Below are 14,427 nucleotides of genomic sequence, written 5' to 3'. Positions count from 1 at the left end.
GATCCATGACTTCAAATGCAGTCACTGCCAAAGCCTCACCGCTGGATGCCCTGCAACGCTGGCTGCCCAAGCTGGTGCTGGCGCCGAGTATGGTCATCGTGCTGGTGGGCTTCTACGGCTACATCGGCTGGACCTTCCTGCTGTCGTTCACCAATTCGCGCTTCATGCCCAGCTACAACTTCGTCGGGCTCCAGCAATACGCGCGTCTGTGGGACAACGACCGCTGGTGGGTGGCGAGCCAGAACCTACTGGTCTTCGGCGGTCTGTTCATCGCCATCAGCCTGGCCATCGGCGTGCTGCTGGCGGTGTTGCTGGACCAGCGCATCCGCCGCGAAGGCTTCATTCGCACCATCTTTCTCTATCCCATGGCGCTGTCGATGATCGTCACCGGCACCGCCTGGAAGTGGCTGCTCAACCCCGGCCTGGGCCTGGACAAATTGCTGCGCGACTGGGGCTGGGAGGGCTTTCGCTTCGATTGGCTGGTGGACCCGGATCGTGTCGTCTACTGCCTGGTGATGGCCGCCGTGTGGCAGTCCTCGGGGTTCGTCATGGCGCTGTTCCTCGCCGGCCTGCGCGGGGTCGATCAGTCGATCATCCGCGCCGCCCAGGTCGACGGTGCTAGCCTGCCGAGCATCTACCTGCGCATCGTCCTGCCGAGCCTGGGCCCGGTGTTCTTCAGCGCGCTGATGATCCTCGCTCATATCGCCATCAAGAGCTTCGACCTGGTCGCTTCGATGACCGCCGGCGGCCCCGGCTACGCCTCCGACCTGCCGGCGATGTTCATGTACGCCCACACCTTCACCCGCGGCCAGATGGGCCTTGGCGCCGCCAGCGCGATGCTGATGCTCGGCGCGGTGCTGGCGATCCTGGTGCCGTATCTGTATTCCGAACTGCGAGGCAAACGCCATGACTGATTCCGTGCTCGATGCGCGCCTGGCGCCGCGCCCCGTATCCCGGGTGAGGGCCTTCAGCCTCAGCCGCCTGGCCATCCACGCCACCCTGATCCTGGCCTGCGCAGTGTACCTGGTGCCGCTGCTGGTGATGCTGCTGACCAGCTTCAAGACACCGGACGACATCCGCAGCGGCAACCTGCTGTCCTGGCCCGACGTACTCACGGTCATCGGCTGGCTCAAGGCCTGGGACGGTGTCGGCGGCTACTTCTGGAACTCGGTGAAGATCACCATCCCGGCGGTGCTGATCTCCACGCTGCTCGGCGCGCTGAACGGTTACGTGCTGGCCATGTGGCGTTTTCGCGGTTCGCAGCTGTTCTTCGGCCTGCTGCTGTTCGGCTGCTTCCTGCCGTTCCAGGTGATCTTGTTGCCGGCGTCCTTCACCCTCGGTCAGCTCGGCCTGGCCAATACCACCGAAGGCCTGGTGCTGGTGCACGTGGTCTACGGCCTGGCCTTCACCACGCTGTTCTTCCGCAACTTCTACGTGAGCATTCCCGAGGCGCTGGTGCGGGCCGCGCGCCTGGATGGCGCCGGCTTCTTCACCATCTTCGGACGCATCCTGCTGCCGATGTCGGTGCCGACCATCATGGTCTGCCTGATCTGGCAGTTCACCCAGATCTGGAACGATTTCCTCTTCGGCGTGGTGTTCGCCAGCGGCGATACCCAGCCGATCACCGTGGCGCTGAACAACCTGGTCAACACCAGCACCGGAGCCAAGGAATACAACGTCGACATGGCCGCGGCGATGATCGCCGGCCTGCCCACCCTGCTGGTCTACGTCCTGGCCGGTAAGTACTTCCTGCGCGGCCTGACGGCCGGCGCCGTTAAAGGTTGAAAGCTACTGCGCTCGGTCATGCTGCGTTGGATTCAGGCTCGGAAGCCGCTTGCGGCTAACGCCCTTTAGGGCGGCCCGTATGGGCGAGCAATGCGAGTAATGCTCATTTAGCGGCCTAAACTCCGCTTCCTCGCCTGACTCCGCCTTGCCTGACCTTCGCTCGCGACGCTTTCAAAGTGGAGAAATGAAATGGCTACCCTCGAACTGCGCAACGTCAACAAGTCCTACGGCAGCGGCCTGGCGGACACCCTGAAGAACATCGAGCTGGCCATCGACTCCGGCGAGTTCCTGATCCTGGTCGGCCCCTCCGGCTGCGGCAAATCCACCCTGATGAACTGCATCGCCGGCCTGGAAGACATCAGCGGTGGGTCGATTCTGGTGGACGGCGCCGACATCAGCGGCATGAGCCCGAAGGATCGCGACATCGCCATGGTGTTCCAGTCCTATGCGCTGTATCCGACCATGACGGTGAAGGACAACATCGCCTTCGGCCTGAAGATGCGCAAGCTGCCGCCGGCCGAGATCGAGGCCGAGGTGGCGCGCGTGGCCAAGCTGCTGCAGATCGAGCACCTGCTGGGGCGCAAGCCCGGCCAGCTGTCCGGTGGCCAGCAGCAGCGCGTGGCCATGGGCCGGGCGCTGGCGCGGCGGCCGAAGATCTACCTGTTCGACGAACCGCTGTCGAACCTCGACGCCAAGCTGCGTGTTGAGATGCGCACCGAAATCAAGCTGATGCACCAGCGCCTGAAGACCACCACGGTGTACGTCACCCACGACCAGATCGAGGCCATGACCCTGGGCGACAAGGTGGCGGTGATGAAGGACGGCATCATCCAGCAATTCGGCACCCCGCAGGAAATCTACAACGACCCGGCCAACCAGTTCGTGGCCAGTTTCATCGGTTCGCCGCCGATGAACTTCATCCCGCTGCGCACGCAGGTGCGTGATGGCCAGTGCTTCGGCCTGCTCGACTCCGGGCAGGCGCGCTGCGAGCTGCCGCTTGGCGCGGCGGCGGAGCTGGAAGGGCGCGAGCTGATCCTCGGCGTACGTCCCGAGCAGATCCAGCTGGCCGGCGCCGCTGCGGCGCTGCCGAGCCTGCGCGCCGAGGTCGAGGTGGTCGAGCCAACCGGCCCCGACACCCTGGTGTTCGTCAGCCTCAACCAGACCAAGGTGTGCTGCCGCCTGGCGCCGGATGCTGCACCGCAGGCCGGCAGCAGCCTCGACCTGCAGTTCGATCCCACGCGCGTGCTGTTGTTCGACGCCACCAGCGGCGAGCGTCTGCGCCCGGGAAAGCGTCAGGCCACTGATAACAAGGTGGCCCAGTTCAAGCTCGGTTAGCCGTGTAGCCCGGATGCAATTCGGGGGTTGCCCAATACCCCCGCATGGCATCTGGCTACAGCTCCTCGAGACAACGAAACCCCCGTCGCTGCGGCGGTTATCCGCAGCATCGCTCAATAAAAACAATCAGGAGCAACGATGAAGACCACACAGCAAACCCTCACCTGTTCGCTCGGCGCCCCCTGCCTGCTGGCACTGGCTTTGGCCACTCCGCAAGCACTGGCCCTCGAGTTCAGCGGCTACGTGCGCAGCGGCATCGGTGGTGCCGATACCGGCGGCACGCAGCAGTGTTTCCAGTTGCCGGGCGCGCAGTCCAAGTATCGCCTGGGTAACGAGTGCGAGCAGTACATCGAGCTGGATCTGCGGCAGGACCTGTTTCGCCTGGATGACGGCTCTGTGATCAGCGTCGAGGGCATGGCCCAGCTCTACAACCAGTACGGCCACACGCCGAAGTTCACCGGCGACTACGGCTTCGCGCGGATGAATCAGATGTACGCGGAATGGAGCAACATGCCGGCGCTCAATGGCGGCTCGCTGTGGGCCGGGCGGCGCTTCTACAAGCGTAACGACATCCACATTTCCGATTTCTACTACTGGAACCAGAGCGCCACGGGCTTTGGTATCGACGAGATGAAGATCGGCGACCTCAAGTACAGCTACGTGTTCTCGCGCAAGGACAGCTACTTCCAGGAGCCCTACATCAACCGTCACGACTTCAACGTCGGCGGCTTCCAGGTCAACCCGGGCGGTGAACTGGAAGTGGGCGTCAGCTACATCGACAAGCCCGACAGCACCGACAGCCACAGCGGTTGGGCAGTGACCGCGCAGCACAAGCAGCAGGACTTCCTCGGCGGGGTCAACACCATCGCCCTGCAGTACGGGCGCGGACCGGGTACCGGCCTGGGCTATACCGGCGATCCGACGCTGGACAACAGCAACCGCAGCTGGCGCCTGGTAGAGTTCTTCGACTTCCAGATGACGCCGCGTCTCGGCGGCCAGGTGCAGCTGGTCTACCAGAAGGACAAGCGCCCGGATGGTGCCGATCAGAACTGGCTGTCCATCGGTGGCCGCACCAGCTACGCCTTCACCGAGCAGTTCAAACTGGTCGGCGAGATCGGTCGCGATCAGGTCGAGGCGCCCGGTGGCACGCGCAAGCTGACCAAGTTCACCATCGCGCCGACCTGGTCGCCCTCTGGTCCTGGCTTCTGGGAGCGTCCGGAAATCCGCCTGTACTACACCTACGCCAGCTGGAACCGCGCCGCGCAACAGGCCGCCAACCTCCTGGCCGATGGCTCGGCCTTGTCCGAGAACGGCGCCTTCGGCAGCGCACGCAACGGCTCCAACTTCGGCGTGCAGGTGGAGTACTGGTGGAAGTAACCAGTCGGTAGGGTGGATCACGCTTCACCGATCCACCGTGGGTGTCAGGTGGTGGATGAGAAAAGCGTCATCCACCCTACGAAGCTTAGACCGTGCCCGCTGCGCACCAGGACCGTAGCCCGGATGCAATCCGGGGTGATTCATGCACCGGCCCCGGATTTCATCCGGGCTACGGCAGTACGTAAGGCGCGCTGTGCGCGCCAGGCGTTAGAGCAATCCCGCTACCAGGCGCCCGAGCACTTCCATGGCCTGTTCACTGCGCGGGCTCCACGGGTGACCGTAGTTCAACCGCGCGCAGTGGCGAAAGCCCTGGCTGGCGGAGAAGATCGGCCCCGGCGCTAGGCTGATGCCCTGGGCCAGCGCCAGACGCAGCAGTTGCAGCGAGTCCAGGCGCTCGGGGAATTCGAACCAGAGGAAGTAGCCGCCCGAAGGCCTTGTGACCCGCGTGCTGGCGGGAAAGTGCCGGGCGGCGGAGGCGAGCATCGCGCTCTGCTGCATTTCCAGAGAATGGCGCAGCTTGCGCAGGTGGCGGTCGTAGCCGCCGTGCTGCAGGTAGTCGGCCAGTGCCGCCTGCGCCGGCACCGAAGGGGAAATGGTGGTCATCAGCTTGAGCCTGGCGATCTGCTCGGCATAGCGACCGCCGGCCACCCAGCCGATGCGATAGCCCGGCGCGAGGCTCTTGGAGAAGGAGCTGCAATGCATCACCAGCCCCTCACGGTCGAAGCTCTTCACCGGTTTGGGCGGGTGGCTACCGAAGTACAGCTCGGCGTACACGTCGTCCTCGATCAGCGGCACCTGATGTTCGACCAGCAGGTCGTACAGCGCCTGTTTCTTGGTCTCGCTCATGCTCGCACCCAGCGGGTTCTGCAGGCTGCTCATGAACCAGCAGGCCTTGATCGGCAGTTGCTTGAGGCTATCGGACAGGGCGCCCAGGTCGATGCCTTCGCGTGGGTGCACGGGGATTTCCACCGCCTTGAGCTGCAAGCGCTCCAGCACCTGCAGGCAGGCGTAGAAGGTCGGTGACTCGATGGCCACCAGGTCGCCCGGTTGAGTCACGCACTGCAGGCAGAGGTTGAGCGCCTCCATGGCGCCGTTGCTGATCACCAGCTCCTCCATCGGCAACATCACGCCACTGACCATATAGCGCAGGGCGATCTGCCGGCGCAGGTCGGCGTTACCGGCAGTCATGTCGGCGATGATCTCGTGCGGCGAGAGCATGCGCAGCGCGTGCGCCATGCTCTTGGCCAGACGCGGCAGGGGGAACAGGTCTGGGCTGGGGAAGGCCGAGCCGAAAGGTACGGTGTGCGGGTCTTTCAGCGAGGCGAGTACCGAGAACACCAGCTCGCTGACGCCGACCTCGGTGGTCTGCGCGGCGTGGGCGGTTAGCTCCGGCTCGTGCAGCGGACGCTTGGCGTGTTCACGCACGAAATAACCCGAGCGTGCGCGTGCCTGGATCAGGCCGCGGTCTTCCAACAGGTAGTAGGCCTGGAACACGGTAGACGGGCTGACCCCGTAGGTGCGGCTGGCATGGCGCACCGAGGGCACCTTCTCGCCGGGGCCGAGCACGCCGGTACGGATCAGCTCGGCGATCTCGTCGGCGAATTTTTCGTAGCGCTTCATCCTGTCCTGATTCACCGCTGCAAAGGGTAGGGACGAACACTTTACGGCGTGAGCGGCAGACATGGCAGTGCCTCGTGAGTGGGAGGGCATACATCGGATGTAAGAGCGGATTTATCCGCGATGAATGCGGCGCAGCGGTTTCGCGGCTGAAGCGCAATGCCGCCCAGCCGCTCCTAAAAGGCTCGTGTAGCCTGTAGCCCGGATGCAATCCGGGGACGTATCTCGAACCGCCCCGGATTTCATCCGGGCTACGACGCTTGCTCCCCTCTCCCCGAAGGAGAGAGGGGATTGATCGCGTCCGCCTTTCGTTAAGTGAATTACGCGGTTTACCGCGCCTCAACGCAGCGGCGCGAGGAAGGTGCTCTTGGTGCTGACACGGCTGCCCGAGTCGGTCTGGTCACGTACCTCGAAGCGGACGGTTTGCGGCCCAGCGCCGTTGCTCGTGGCGGTCAGCGCGACGCTTACCGGCAGGTCGCGAATCTCGCCCGGTGCCAGGTTCAGCGTGCGCGGACCGTGCAGTTCGAAGTCGCCGGCATCGACCAGCTCGATGGCATAGCTGCGCGGTTGCTGGGTCTTGTTGATGATCTTGAGGCTGTAGATGTTCTCGATCTGGCCTAGTGCATTCTCGCGGAACAGGCCACGGTCACGGGTCACGTCCAGGGAGATCAGCGGGCGTTCGGCCAGCGCCCAGGCGAAGGCGCCGATCATCACCGCCAGCATCGCCGCGTAGCCGATCAGGCGAGGGCGCAGCCAGTGGGTCTTGCCGCCGGCCAGTTCGCGTCCCGAGCTGTAACGCACCAGACCACGGTCATAGCCGAGCTTGTCCATGACACTGTCGCAGGCGTCGATGCAGGCGCCGCAGCTAAGGCAGTCGAGTTGCAGGCCGTCGCGAATGTCGATGCCGGTGGGGCAGACCTGTACGCAGATCGTGCAGTCGATGCAGTCGCCCAGGCCTTCGGCCTTGTAGTCGGCGTCCTTGCGGCGCGGGCCACGGTTTTCGCCACGGGCAGCGTCGTAGGAGATGACCAGCGTATCGCTGTCGAACATCACGCTCTGGAAGCGTGAGTAGGGGCACATGTCGCGGCACACTTTTTCCCGCAGCCAGCCGGCGTTGATGTAGGTGGCAGCCGTGAAGAACAGCACCCAGAACGCCGTGGTGGCGCCGACTTCGAAGGTCGCCAGGTCCACCGTCAGTTCGCGCACCGGGGTGAAGTAGCCGACGAAGGCCAGGGCAGTGGCCAGGCTGACCGCCAGCCACAGGCCGTGCTTGGCGCTGCGCCGGGCCAGTTTCTGCAGCGACCAGGGCGCGGCATCGAGCTTGATGCGCTGGCCGCGGTCGCCTTCGGTGATGTGCTCGACACGCATGAACACCCAGGTCCAAACGCTCTGTGGGCAGGCGTAACCGCACCAGACGCGGCCCGCCAGCACGGTGATGAAGAACAGGCCGAAGGCGGCGATGATCAGGATCGCCGAGAGCAAAATGAAATCCTGTGGCCAGTAGGTTGCGCCAAAGATGTGGAACTGACGATTCTCCAGATCCCACAGTACGGCCTGGCGACCATTCCAGTCGATCCAGGCGGTGCCGAAGAACAGCAGGAACAGCAGGCCGGCACCGAGCAGGCGCAGGTTGCGAAAGCGCCCGGTGAAGCTGCGCGTATGGATCGGGCCGCCGGCCTGGGCCGGTGTCAGGCGGATGGGTTTGGCGGTATCGAGGCTCCGCACAGGGATCAGATCGGTCATTTAGTTGCCCTCATCAGGCGTTTATCAGGCTGGCGCCATGATCCGAGGGCAACTGATCGCGAAACAGACTCAGGTTTTCGATAAAAAAGCGGATCAGATGCGTGCGTCGAGCGCAGAGGGAACGGTCGTGCAGGACGCCAGGCCGCGCCGTTTCTGACGCCTTGAGCTTTGCCGCTGGCAAGGCAGCGGTCGCCCTGCGACATCGCGCCGCGCCAATCAGCGGGCTGTGGTGGTCGCTGTCGTACCTAGCTGATCCGCTTTTTTAAGGCTTTTCTGGCGCTGTTTTCAGTGCACGTTTGGCAGGCATAGTCGACGCCCCGTGATCAGGAGGCCTGCCGGCATGTACCAATACGACGATTATGACCGCGCGCTGGTGCGCGAGCGTGTCGCCCAGTTCCGCGACCAGGTACAGCGGCGCCTGGCCGGTAAACTGAGCGAGGAGGAGTTCCTGCCGCTGCGCTTGCAGAACGGCCTGTATCTGCAAAAGCATGCTTACATGCTGCGTGTGGCGATCCCCTACGGCACCCTGTCGGCCAAGCAGATGCGCGCACTGGCGCATATCGCCCGCGAGTACGACCGCGGTTACGGGCACTTCACCACGCGGCAGAACATCCAGTTCAACTGGGTCGACCTTGAGCGCGTGCCGGACATCCTCGACTGGCTGGCCGAGCACGACATGCACGCCATCCAGACCTCCGGTAACTGCGTGCGCAACATCACCACCGAAGCCTTTGCCGGCGTCGCCGCCGACGAGTACCTCGACCCACGCACACTGGCCGAGATCCTGCGCCAGTGGTCGACGGTCAACCCGGAATTCCTCTTTCTACCGCGCAAGTTCAAGATCGCCCTGTGCGCTGCCGAGCAGGATCGCGCGGCGATCCAGGTGCACGACATAGGCCTGCAGCTGTACCGCGACGAGGCCGGCGAGCTGCGCCTGCGCGTGTTGGTTGGCGGTGGTCTGGGACGCACGCCGATCATCGCCCAGCCCCTGCGTGAAGGCCTGCACTGGCAGGACTGCCTGTCCTACGTCGAGGCCATCCTGCGCGTGTACAACCGCCACGGCCGACGCGACAACAAGTACAAGGCGCGCATCAAGATTCTGGTCAAGGCCCTCGGCATCGAATCCTTCGCCGCCGAAGTGGAACGCGAGTGGCAACCGATCAAGGACGGCCCGGCACGCCTCACCGAGGACGAGTATCAGCGCGTCGCCGCGTCTTTCCACAAGCCGGCCTACACCGCGCAGGACGGCCTGGATCTCGACTTCGGCACCCAGCTGACGAGGGATCATGCCTTCGCTCGCTGGGTCTCGCGCAACGTCATGGCGCATCAGGTAGCGGGCTATGTCAGCGTGGTGTTGTCGACCAAGCCGGGCATCAGCGCGCCGCCCGGAGACGTCACGGCCGAGCAGATGGAGGCGCTGGCCGACTGGAGCGAGCGCTACGGGTTCGGCGAGATTCGCGTCGCTCACGAACAGAATCTGGTGCTGCCCGATGTTCGCAAGGCCGACCTCTACGCGCTATGGCGGGAGGCCGAGGCGGCGGGGCTGGGCACCGCCAACGCCGGGCTGCTGACCGATATCATCGCCTGCCCGGGTGGCGACTTCTGCGCCCTGGCCAACGCCAAGTCGATCCCCATCGCCCAGGCCATCCAGCAGCGTTTCGACGATCTCGACTACCTGCACGACCTGGGCGAGCTGAGCCTGAACATCTCCGGCTGCATGAACGCCTGCGGCCATCACCATATCGGCAACATCGGCATCCTCGGCGTCGACAAGAACGGCAGCGAGTGGTACCAGCTCACCCTCGGTGGCAGCCAGGGCCAACAGGCGGCGCTGGGCAAGGTGATCGGCCCGTCGTTCGCTGCCGAACAGGTGCCCGAGGTGATCGAGTGCCTCGTGCATACCTATGTCGACCACCGCGAGGAGGGTGAGGGCTTTCTCGACACCTTCCAGCGCATCGGCCTGGAGCCGTTCAAGGCGCGTGTCTACAGCCGCGAGGAGGTGGTATGAACAATCTGATCCGTCTGGTCGAGGGCCAGGCTTGCATCGTTGACGACGATCCCTGGCAGTTGCATGAGGCCGACCAAGGCGTGCCACTGATCCTGCCGCTGGCGGCCTGGCGTGAGCGGCAGCCCGTGGAGGTGCTGGAGGGTAGGGCGATGAGTGCCGACGGTCTGCTGCTGCAGGTCGACGACGAGCCGCAAGCGCTGCAGCCATTTCTTTCCAGCCTGCCGCTGATCGCCATCGACTTTCCCAGTTTCCGAGATGGCCGCGGCTACAGCCAGGCCTACCTGCTGCGCACCCGCCTGGGTTGGCGTGGCGAGTTGCGCGCCGTCGGCGATGTACTGCGCGACCAGCTGGCGCACATGCGCCAATGCGGCTTCGACGCCTTCGCCGTGCGCGCCGATAAATCGGTGGAAGATGCAATCAAGGGCCTGCAAGGGCTCAGTGTGTTGTATGGTCGGTCGGTTATCGAGCCGCGCCCGCTGTTCCGTCGTGGGCGCCAGAAGGAGGAATCGAGATCATGATGGTGCGTGGCCTGTTCTGGCTGGTAGTGCTGCAGTTGTTCGGCGTGGCCCTCAACCATTGGCTGTTGCCGATGTTGCCGGCCTCGATCATCGGCCTGCTGTTGCTTTCGCTCTGGCTGATGTGGCGCGGTGCCGTGCCGGAGCCGCTGCAGCAGGCCGCCGGCGGCTTGCTGCCTTACTTGCCGCTGCTGCTGGCCGTACCAGCCTCGGGGATCATGACCAGCAGTGATCTGTTGCTCGGCGAGTTGCCGGTGATTGTCACAGCGCTGGTGCTGTCGTTGCTGGCGACCGTGCCGTTCTGCGGCTGGCTGCTGCAGACCCTGATCCGCCGTCAGGAGCGCAAGTGATGACGCAATTCACTCACCACTCGCTGTTCGCCATCGCTCTGACGTTGGCCGCCTTTCTGATCGCCGCCTGGCTCTATCGCCGCAGCGGTTGGCTGGTGCTGCAGCCGGTGCTGGTGTCGGTGACGCTGATCGTCACCACGCTGCTGCTGTGTGGGGTCGACTACGCCACCTATCGTGCCGGTGCCGAGCCCGTCGCCTGGCTGCTGGGGCCGGCCACCGTAGCCCTGGCGGTGCCGCTGCAACACAACATCAAGCGCATCCGCCAGTTGTTCTGGCCGGTGCTGATCACCCTGACCGCCGGCGGCGTATTGTCGGTCGCGCTGACCCTGGCCATCGGCTGGGCACTGGGCGCCGACTGGAGCGTGGTGATGAGCCTGGCGCCGAAATTCGTGACCATGCCGATTGCCATGCCGGTGGCCGAGCAGATTGGCGGCGTCGCTTCGCTGGCCGCGGTGATGGTGATGCTCACCGGGGTGATCGGCACGGCCATGGGGCCGCTGCTGCTGCGCTGGGCCGGGGTGGAGCACCCGGCTGCGCGCGGCCTGAGCTACGGTATCAACGCCCACGCCATCGGCACTGCGCATGCCCTGCAGGAGGGCGAGGAGTGCGGCGCCTTCGCCGCCCTGGCGATGAGTCTGCTGGGCATCGGCACCGCCTTGCTGTTACCGCTGCTGCTGGCTTGAGCGTGCGGAATCCCGCCACCTGAACCACCCCTGACGCCGCGCGGTGGCGACAACTCGCCACCGCGGCGCGCGTTGAGTGCCGTTGCAGGCCAGTAAAACGCCGTTGAATCCTTTCAGCGGCACGCATATTGCTCTTGCCCGTGGCGCGATCGGAATACGCCCGCCAAGAGGCCTGGAACACCCTTCCTCCCGTCGCGCCGCTGACCAGCGGCTTGTCGCCCATCTGCGGCCCAAACGGCCGCTGCCCGAAACCTTGCCTGCACGGCTCTTGTCGTCGTGCGACGATACTGGACTGTCCCATGAAGAAAATCCTGCTGACGCTGCTTTGTCTCAGCGTAATCGGTTGCTCCAAACCCCGCGAGCCCGAGAAAACCGTCGACGTGCTGCTGATCGGCGCTGGCGTGATGAGCGCCACCCTCGGCACCTACCTCCACGAGCTGCAGCCGGACTGGAGCATCGAAATCTACGAGCGCCTCGACCGCGTCGCCGGCGAAAGCTCCAATGGCTGGAACAACGCCGGCACCGGCCACTCGGCGTTCTGCGAGATGAACTACACCCCGGAAACCGCTGACGGTGGCATCGACATCAGCAAGGCGGTGGCGATCAACGAGTCGTTCGAGATCTCCAAGCAGTTCTGGGCCACCCAGGTCGAGCGCGAGGTGCTGAGCAAGCCCAGGAGCTTCATCAACATCACCCCGCACATGAGCTTCGTCTGGGGCGATGACAACGTCGAATACCTGCGCAAGCGCCACGCGGCGATGCAGCACAGCAACCTGTTCCGCGGTATGGAGTTCACCGAGGATCATGCGCAGATCGCCCAGTGGGTACCGCTGATCATGCAGGGGCGCGACCCGCAGCAGAAGGTCGCTGCGACCCGTATGGCCATCGGCACCGACGTCAACTTCGGTGAGATCACCCGTCAGCTGATCGACGCGCTGATCGGCAAGGAGCAGGCCAGCCTGCATCTGGAGCATGAAGTCCGCGACCTGCAGCGCAACGACGACGGCACCTGGCGTGTGACCGTGGCCGACCTGGCCAAGGGCGGCGCCGAGCAGAGTATCAATGCACGCTTCGTGTTCATCGGCGCCGGTGGTGGCGCGCTCAAGCTGTTGCAGAAGTCCGGCATCGAAGAAGCCGATGGCTACGCCGGCTTCCCGGTTGGTGGCCAGTTCCTGATGACGCGCAACCCGGACCTCGTTGCCCAGCACCTGGCCAAGGTGTACGGCAAGGCGTCTGTCGGTTCGCCGCCGATGTCCGTGCCGCACCTGGACACCCGCGTGATCGACGGCGAGAACGTGCTGCTGTTCGGCCCGTTCGCCACCTTCTCCACCAAGTTCCTCAAGAATGGCTCGCTGCTCGACATGTTCAGCAGCATGACCACCGACAACTTCCTGCCGATGGTCAACGCCGGCATGGATAACTGGTCGCTGAGCACCTACCTGATGGGCCAGCTGATGCTCAGTCAGGAGGACCGCATGGCCTCGCTGCGCGAGTACTTCCCCGAGGCGCAGAACGCCGACTGGGAACTAATCACCGCCGGCCAGCGTGTGCAGATCATCAAGAAGGATGCCGAGAAGGGCGGCGTGCTGCAGTTCGGCACCGAGGTGGTGACCTCCGCCGACGGCAGCCTCAGTGCGCTGCTGGGCGCCTCGCCGGGTGCTTCCACCGCTGCGCCGATCATGCTGCACCTGATCGAGAAGGCCTTCGCCGAACAGGTGGCCACGCCCGAGTGGCAGGCGCGCCTGAAGGACATCATCCCGTCCTACGGGCAGAAGCTGAACGATGACCTGGCGCTGACCAACCGCATTCGTCAGTGGAGCAGCGAGCGTCTCGAACTGCAGCACATCGAAGTCGCGCCGGACGTGGAAATGGCCGCCGAGCCCGAGCCGAAGCCGGTGACGCTGTAAGGCTTAAAACGCTGTGAAGGAACCCGCCCTGCGTGATGCGCACGGCGGGTTTTTTATTGGGCGGCCGTTCGTATTTCGTGGCGAGTAGCCCGGATGAATCCGGGGACTGTCCGCATTGATGGCCAGACTGATCGCGGCTGAAGCCGCTCCTACAGGTATTCACCCGTACCGTAGGAGCGGCTTCAGCCGCGATGATCCATCCATGCTTCGCAGCATGGATGAAATCCGGGGGCCGCTCGAGCGTCAGAAAAGCTATCGCGGCTAAAGCCCCTCCCACAGATTCCGCCGTGCCTGTGGGAGGGGCTTTAGCCGCGACTGGACATGGCCTGGCTCCCCGGATTGCATCCGGGCTACGTTCATTCCGTCAGCGTCATCAGAATATCGGCATACCAGGTGCAGTTCAGACCCAGGGCTTCGTCCTGTTCCTCGTCGCGGTCGCCGAGCAGGCGGGTGGAGTGAATGCCGAGCAGGTGCCAGGGCAGCTCGCCATCGACGCTGGCGCGCTTGACCACCGGCGCGCCGCTGATGCCGCGGTGGGTGCGGCCGTCGGTGAGGAAGTAGCCGAGCCCCTGGAAGCGCAGGCCGAAGGAGGAGGCCAGGCCGGCATGGCGCGCCACCGGCATGCGGTGCAGGTTGTCCTGAAAGCCCAGCGGGAAGCCCACCACCAATAGGGTAGAGCCGATTTCCGCATGCTCGTCGGCCTGCAGCAGGTGCTGCTCACTGAAGGCCTGGTAAACGCTGCCCGGCGGTAACGCGGAACGATCCAGCTCGATCACCGCCACGTCGATCTCGCCGGCACCATCGATGCCCTGGCGCCACAGGCGCCGCTCGCCGTCGTACAGGGCGATGGTGAAATTCGCCGTGCTGGCTAGGTTACCAGGGTCGGTGTGCAGCTCGATCTGCAGGGCGTCAGGGCGATGACCGCTGGGCTCGTCGAGCGCCACATGGCGACTGGTGACCAGGAACAGCCGGTTGTCGCGCCGGAAGAAGAAACCGCTGGCGTTGGTCAATATCTGCCCGGCCGCCAGGGTGGAGATGCGCGTCGCGCTGAGCATCAGGGAATCGATCATGGCCAAGGCCTCCTGCCGGTCTGTGGCCTAGTGCTGA

General features: G+C 64.6%; 12 protein-coding genes. 9 read left to right on the top strand and 3 right to left on the bottom strand.

The window, feature by feature from the left end; all coding sequences use genetic code 11:
* The first annotated feature begins 5 nt into the window (after window positions 1-5).
* The 4 genes from P3C50_RS20490 to P3C50_RS20475 all read left to right on the top strand — a co-directional run bounded on the left by P3C50_RS20490 (window position 6) and on the right by P3C50_RS20475 (window position 4,497).
* Complete coding sequence (locus tag P3C50_RS20490; protein ID WP_197859383.1) at window positions 6-914, top strand: carbohydrate ABC transporter permease; 909 nt, start codon at window positions 6-8, stop codon at window positions 912-914.
* On the top strand, window positions 907-1,785 hold the full coding sequence (locus P3C50_RS20485) for a carbohydrate ABC transporter permease (protein WP_275547367.1): 879 nt from the start codon (window positions 907-909) through the stop codon (window positions 1,783-1,785). The genes P3C50_RS20490 and P3C50_RS20485 overlap by 8 nt, the downstream gene beginning before the upstream one ends.
* Before the next feature lie 189 nt (window positions 1,786-1,974).
* The gene (locus tag P3C50_RS20480; RefSeq protein WP_275547366.1) at window positions 1,975-3,120 is read left to right on the top strand and encodes an ABC transporter ATP-binding protein; all 1,146 of its coding nucleotides are present in this window, start codon (window positions 1,975-1,977) and stop codon (window positions 3,118-3,120) included.
* 138 nt (window positions 3,121-3,258) lie between these two features.
* Window positions 3,259-4,497 (top strand): carbohydrate porin, encoded by a 1,239-nt coding sequence (locus tag P3C50_RS20475; protein WP_275547365.1) that lies wholly within the window; start codon window positions 3,259-3,261, stop codon window positions 4,495-4,497.
* A gap of 207 nt (window positions 4,498-4,704) precedes the next feature.
* Here the strand turns inward: P3C50_RS20475 and mapR are convergent, their stop codons facing one another.
* A complete protein-coding gene (gene mapR, locus P3C50_RS20470) occupies window positions 4,705-6,117 on the bottom strand; it encodes a GntR family transcriptional regulator MpaR (RefSeq protein WP_275547364.1) in 1,413 nt (470 codons plus the stop codon).
* A 336-nt stretch (window positions 6,118-6,453) separates the two neighbouring features.
* The gene (gene ccoG, locus P3C50_RS20465; RefSeq protein ID WP_275547363.1) at window positions 6,454-7,857 is read right to left on the bottom strand and encodes a cytochrome c oxidase accessory protein CcoG; all 1,404 of its coding nucleotides are present in this window, start codon (window positions 7,855-7,857) and stop codon (window positions 6,454-6,456) included.
* Between the two features lie 340 nt (window positions 7,858-8,197).
* On the opposite strand from ccoG, the gene P3C50_RS20460 reads away from it, so the two are divergent.
* From P3C50_RS20460 to P3C50_RS20440, 5 genes are all read left to right on the top strand, one after another.
* The gene (locus P3C50_RS20460; protein WP_275547362.1) at window positions 8,198-9,865 is read left to right on the top strand and encodes a nitrite/sulfite reductase; all 1,668 of its coding nucleotides are present in this window, start codon (window positions 8,198-8,200) and stop codon (window positions 9,863-9,865) included.
* The gene (locus P3C50_RS20455; protein WP_275547361.1) at window positions 9,862-10,383 is read left to right on the top strand and encodes a DUF934 domain-containing protein; all 522 of its coding nucleotides are present in this window, start codon (window positions 9,862-9,864) and stop codon (window positions 10,381-10,383) included. Before P3C50_RS20460 ends, P3C50_RS20455 begins: the two co-directional genes overlap by 4 nt.
* Complete coding sequence (locus P3C50_RS20450) at window positions 10,380-10,730, top strand: CidA/LrgA family protein (RefSeq protein ID WP_275547360.1); 351 nt, start codon at window positions 10,380-10,382, stop codon at window positions 10,728-10,730. The genes P3C50_RS20455 and P3C50_RS20450 overlap by 4 nt, the downstream gene beginning before the upstream one ends.
* Window positions 10,730-11,413: an LrgB family protein gene (locus P3C50_RS20445; RefSeq protein ID WP_275547359.1), complete on the top strand. Its 684-nt coding sequence runs from the start codon at window positions 10,730-10,732 to the stop codon at window positions 11,411-11,413. The genes P3C50_RS20450 and P3C50_RS20445 overlap by 1 nt, the downstream gene beginning before the upstream one ends.
* A gap of 299 nt (window positions 11,414-11,712) precedes the next feature.
* A complete protein-coding gene (locus P3C50_RS20440; protein WP_275547358.1) occupies window positions 11,713-13,320 on the top strand; it encodes a malate:quinone oxidoreductase in 1,608 nt (535 codons plus the stop codon).
* Between the two features lie 356 nt (window positions 13,321-13,676).
* Here P3C50_RS20440 and P3C50_RS20435 read toward each other — a convergent pair whose 3' ends face one another.
* On the bottom strand, window positions 13,677-14,390 hold the full coding sequence (locus P3C50_RS20435) for a trypsin-like peptidase domain-containing protein (protein ID WP_275547357.1): 714 nt from the start codon (window positions 14,388-14,390) through the stop codon (window positions 13,677-13,679).
* Between the last annotated feature and the right edge of the window lie 37 nt (window positions 14,391-14,427).

Origin of the sequence: Pseudomonas sp. Marseille-Q0931 (genome assembly GCF_940789645.1) — a bacterium.
GTDB lineage: Bacteria > Pseudomonadota > Gammaproteobacteria > Pseudomonadales > Pseudomonadaceae > Aquipseudomonas.
Note: the sequence above shows the minus strand (reverse complement) of the source record. Positions and strands in the feature narration are given on the sequence as shown.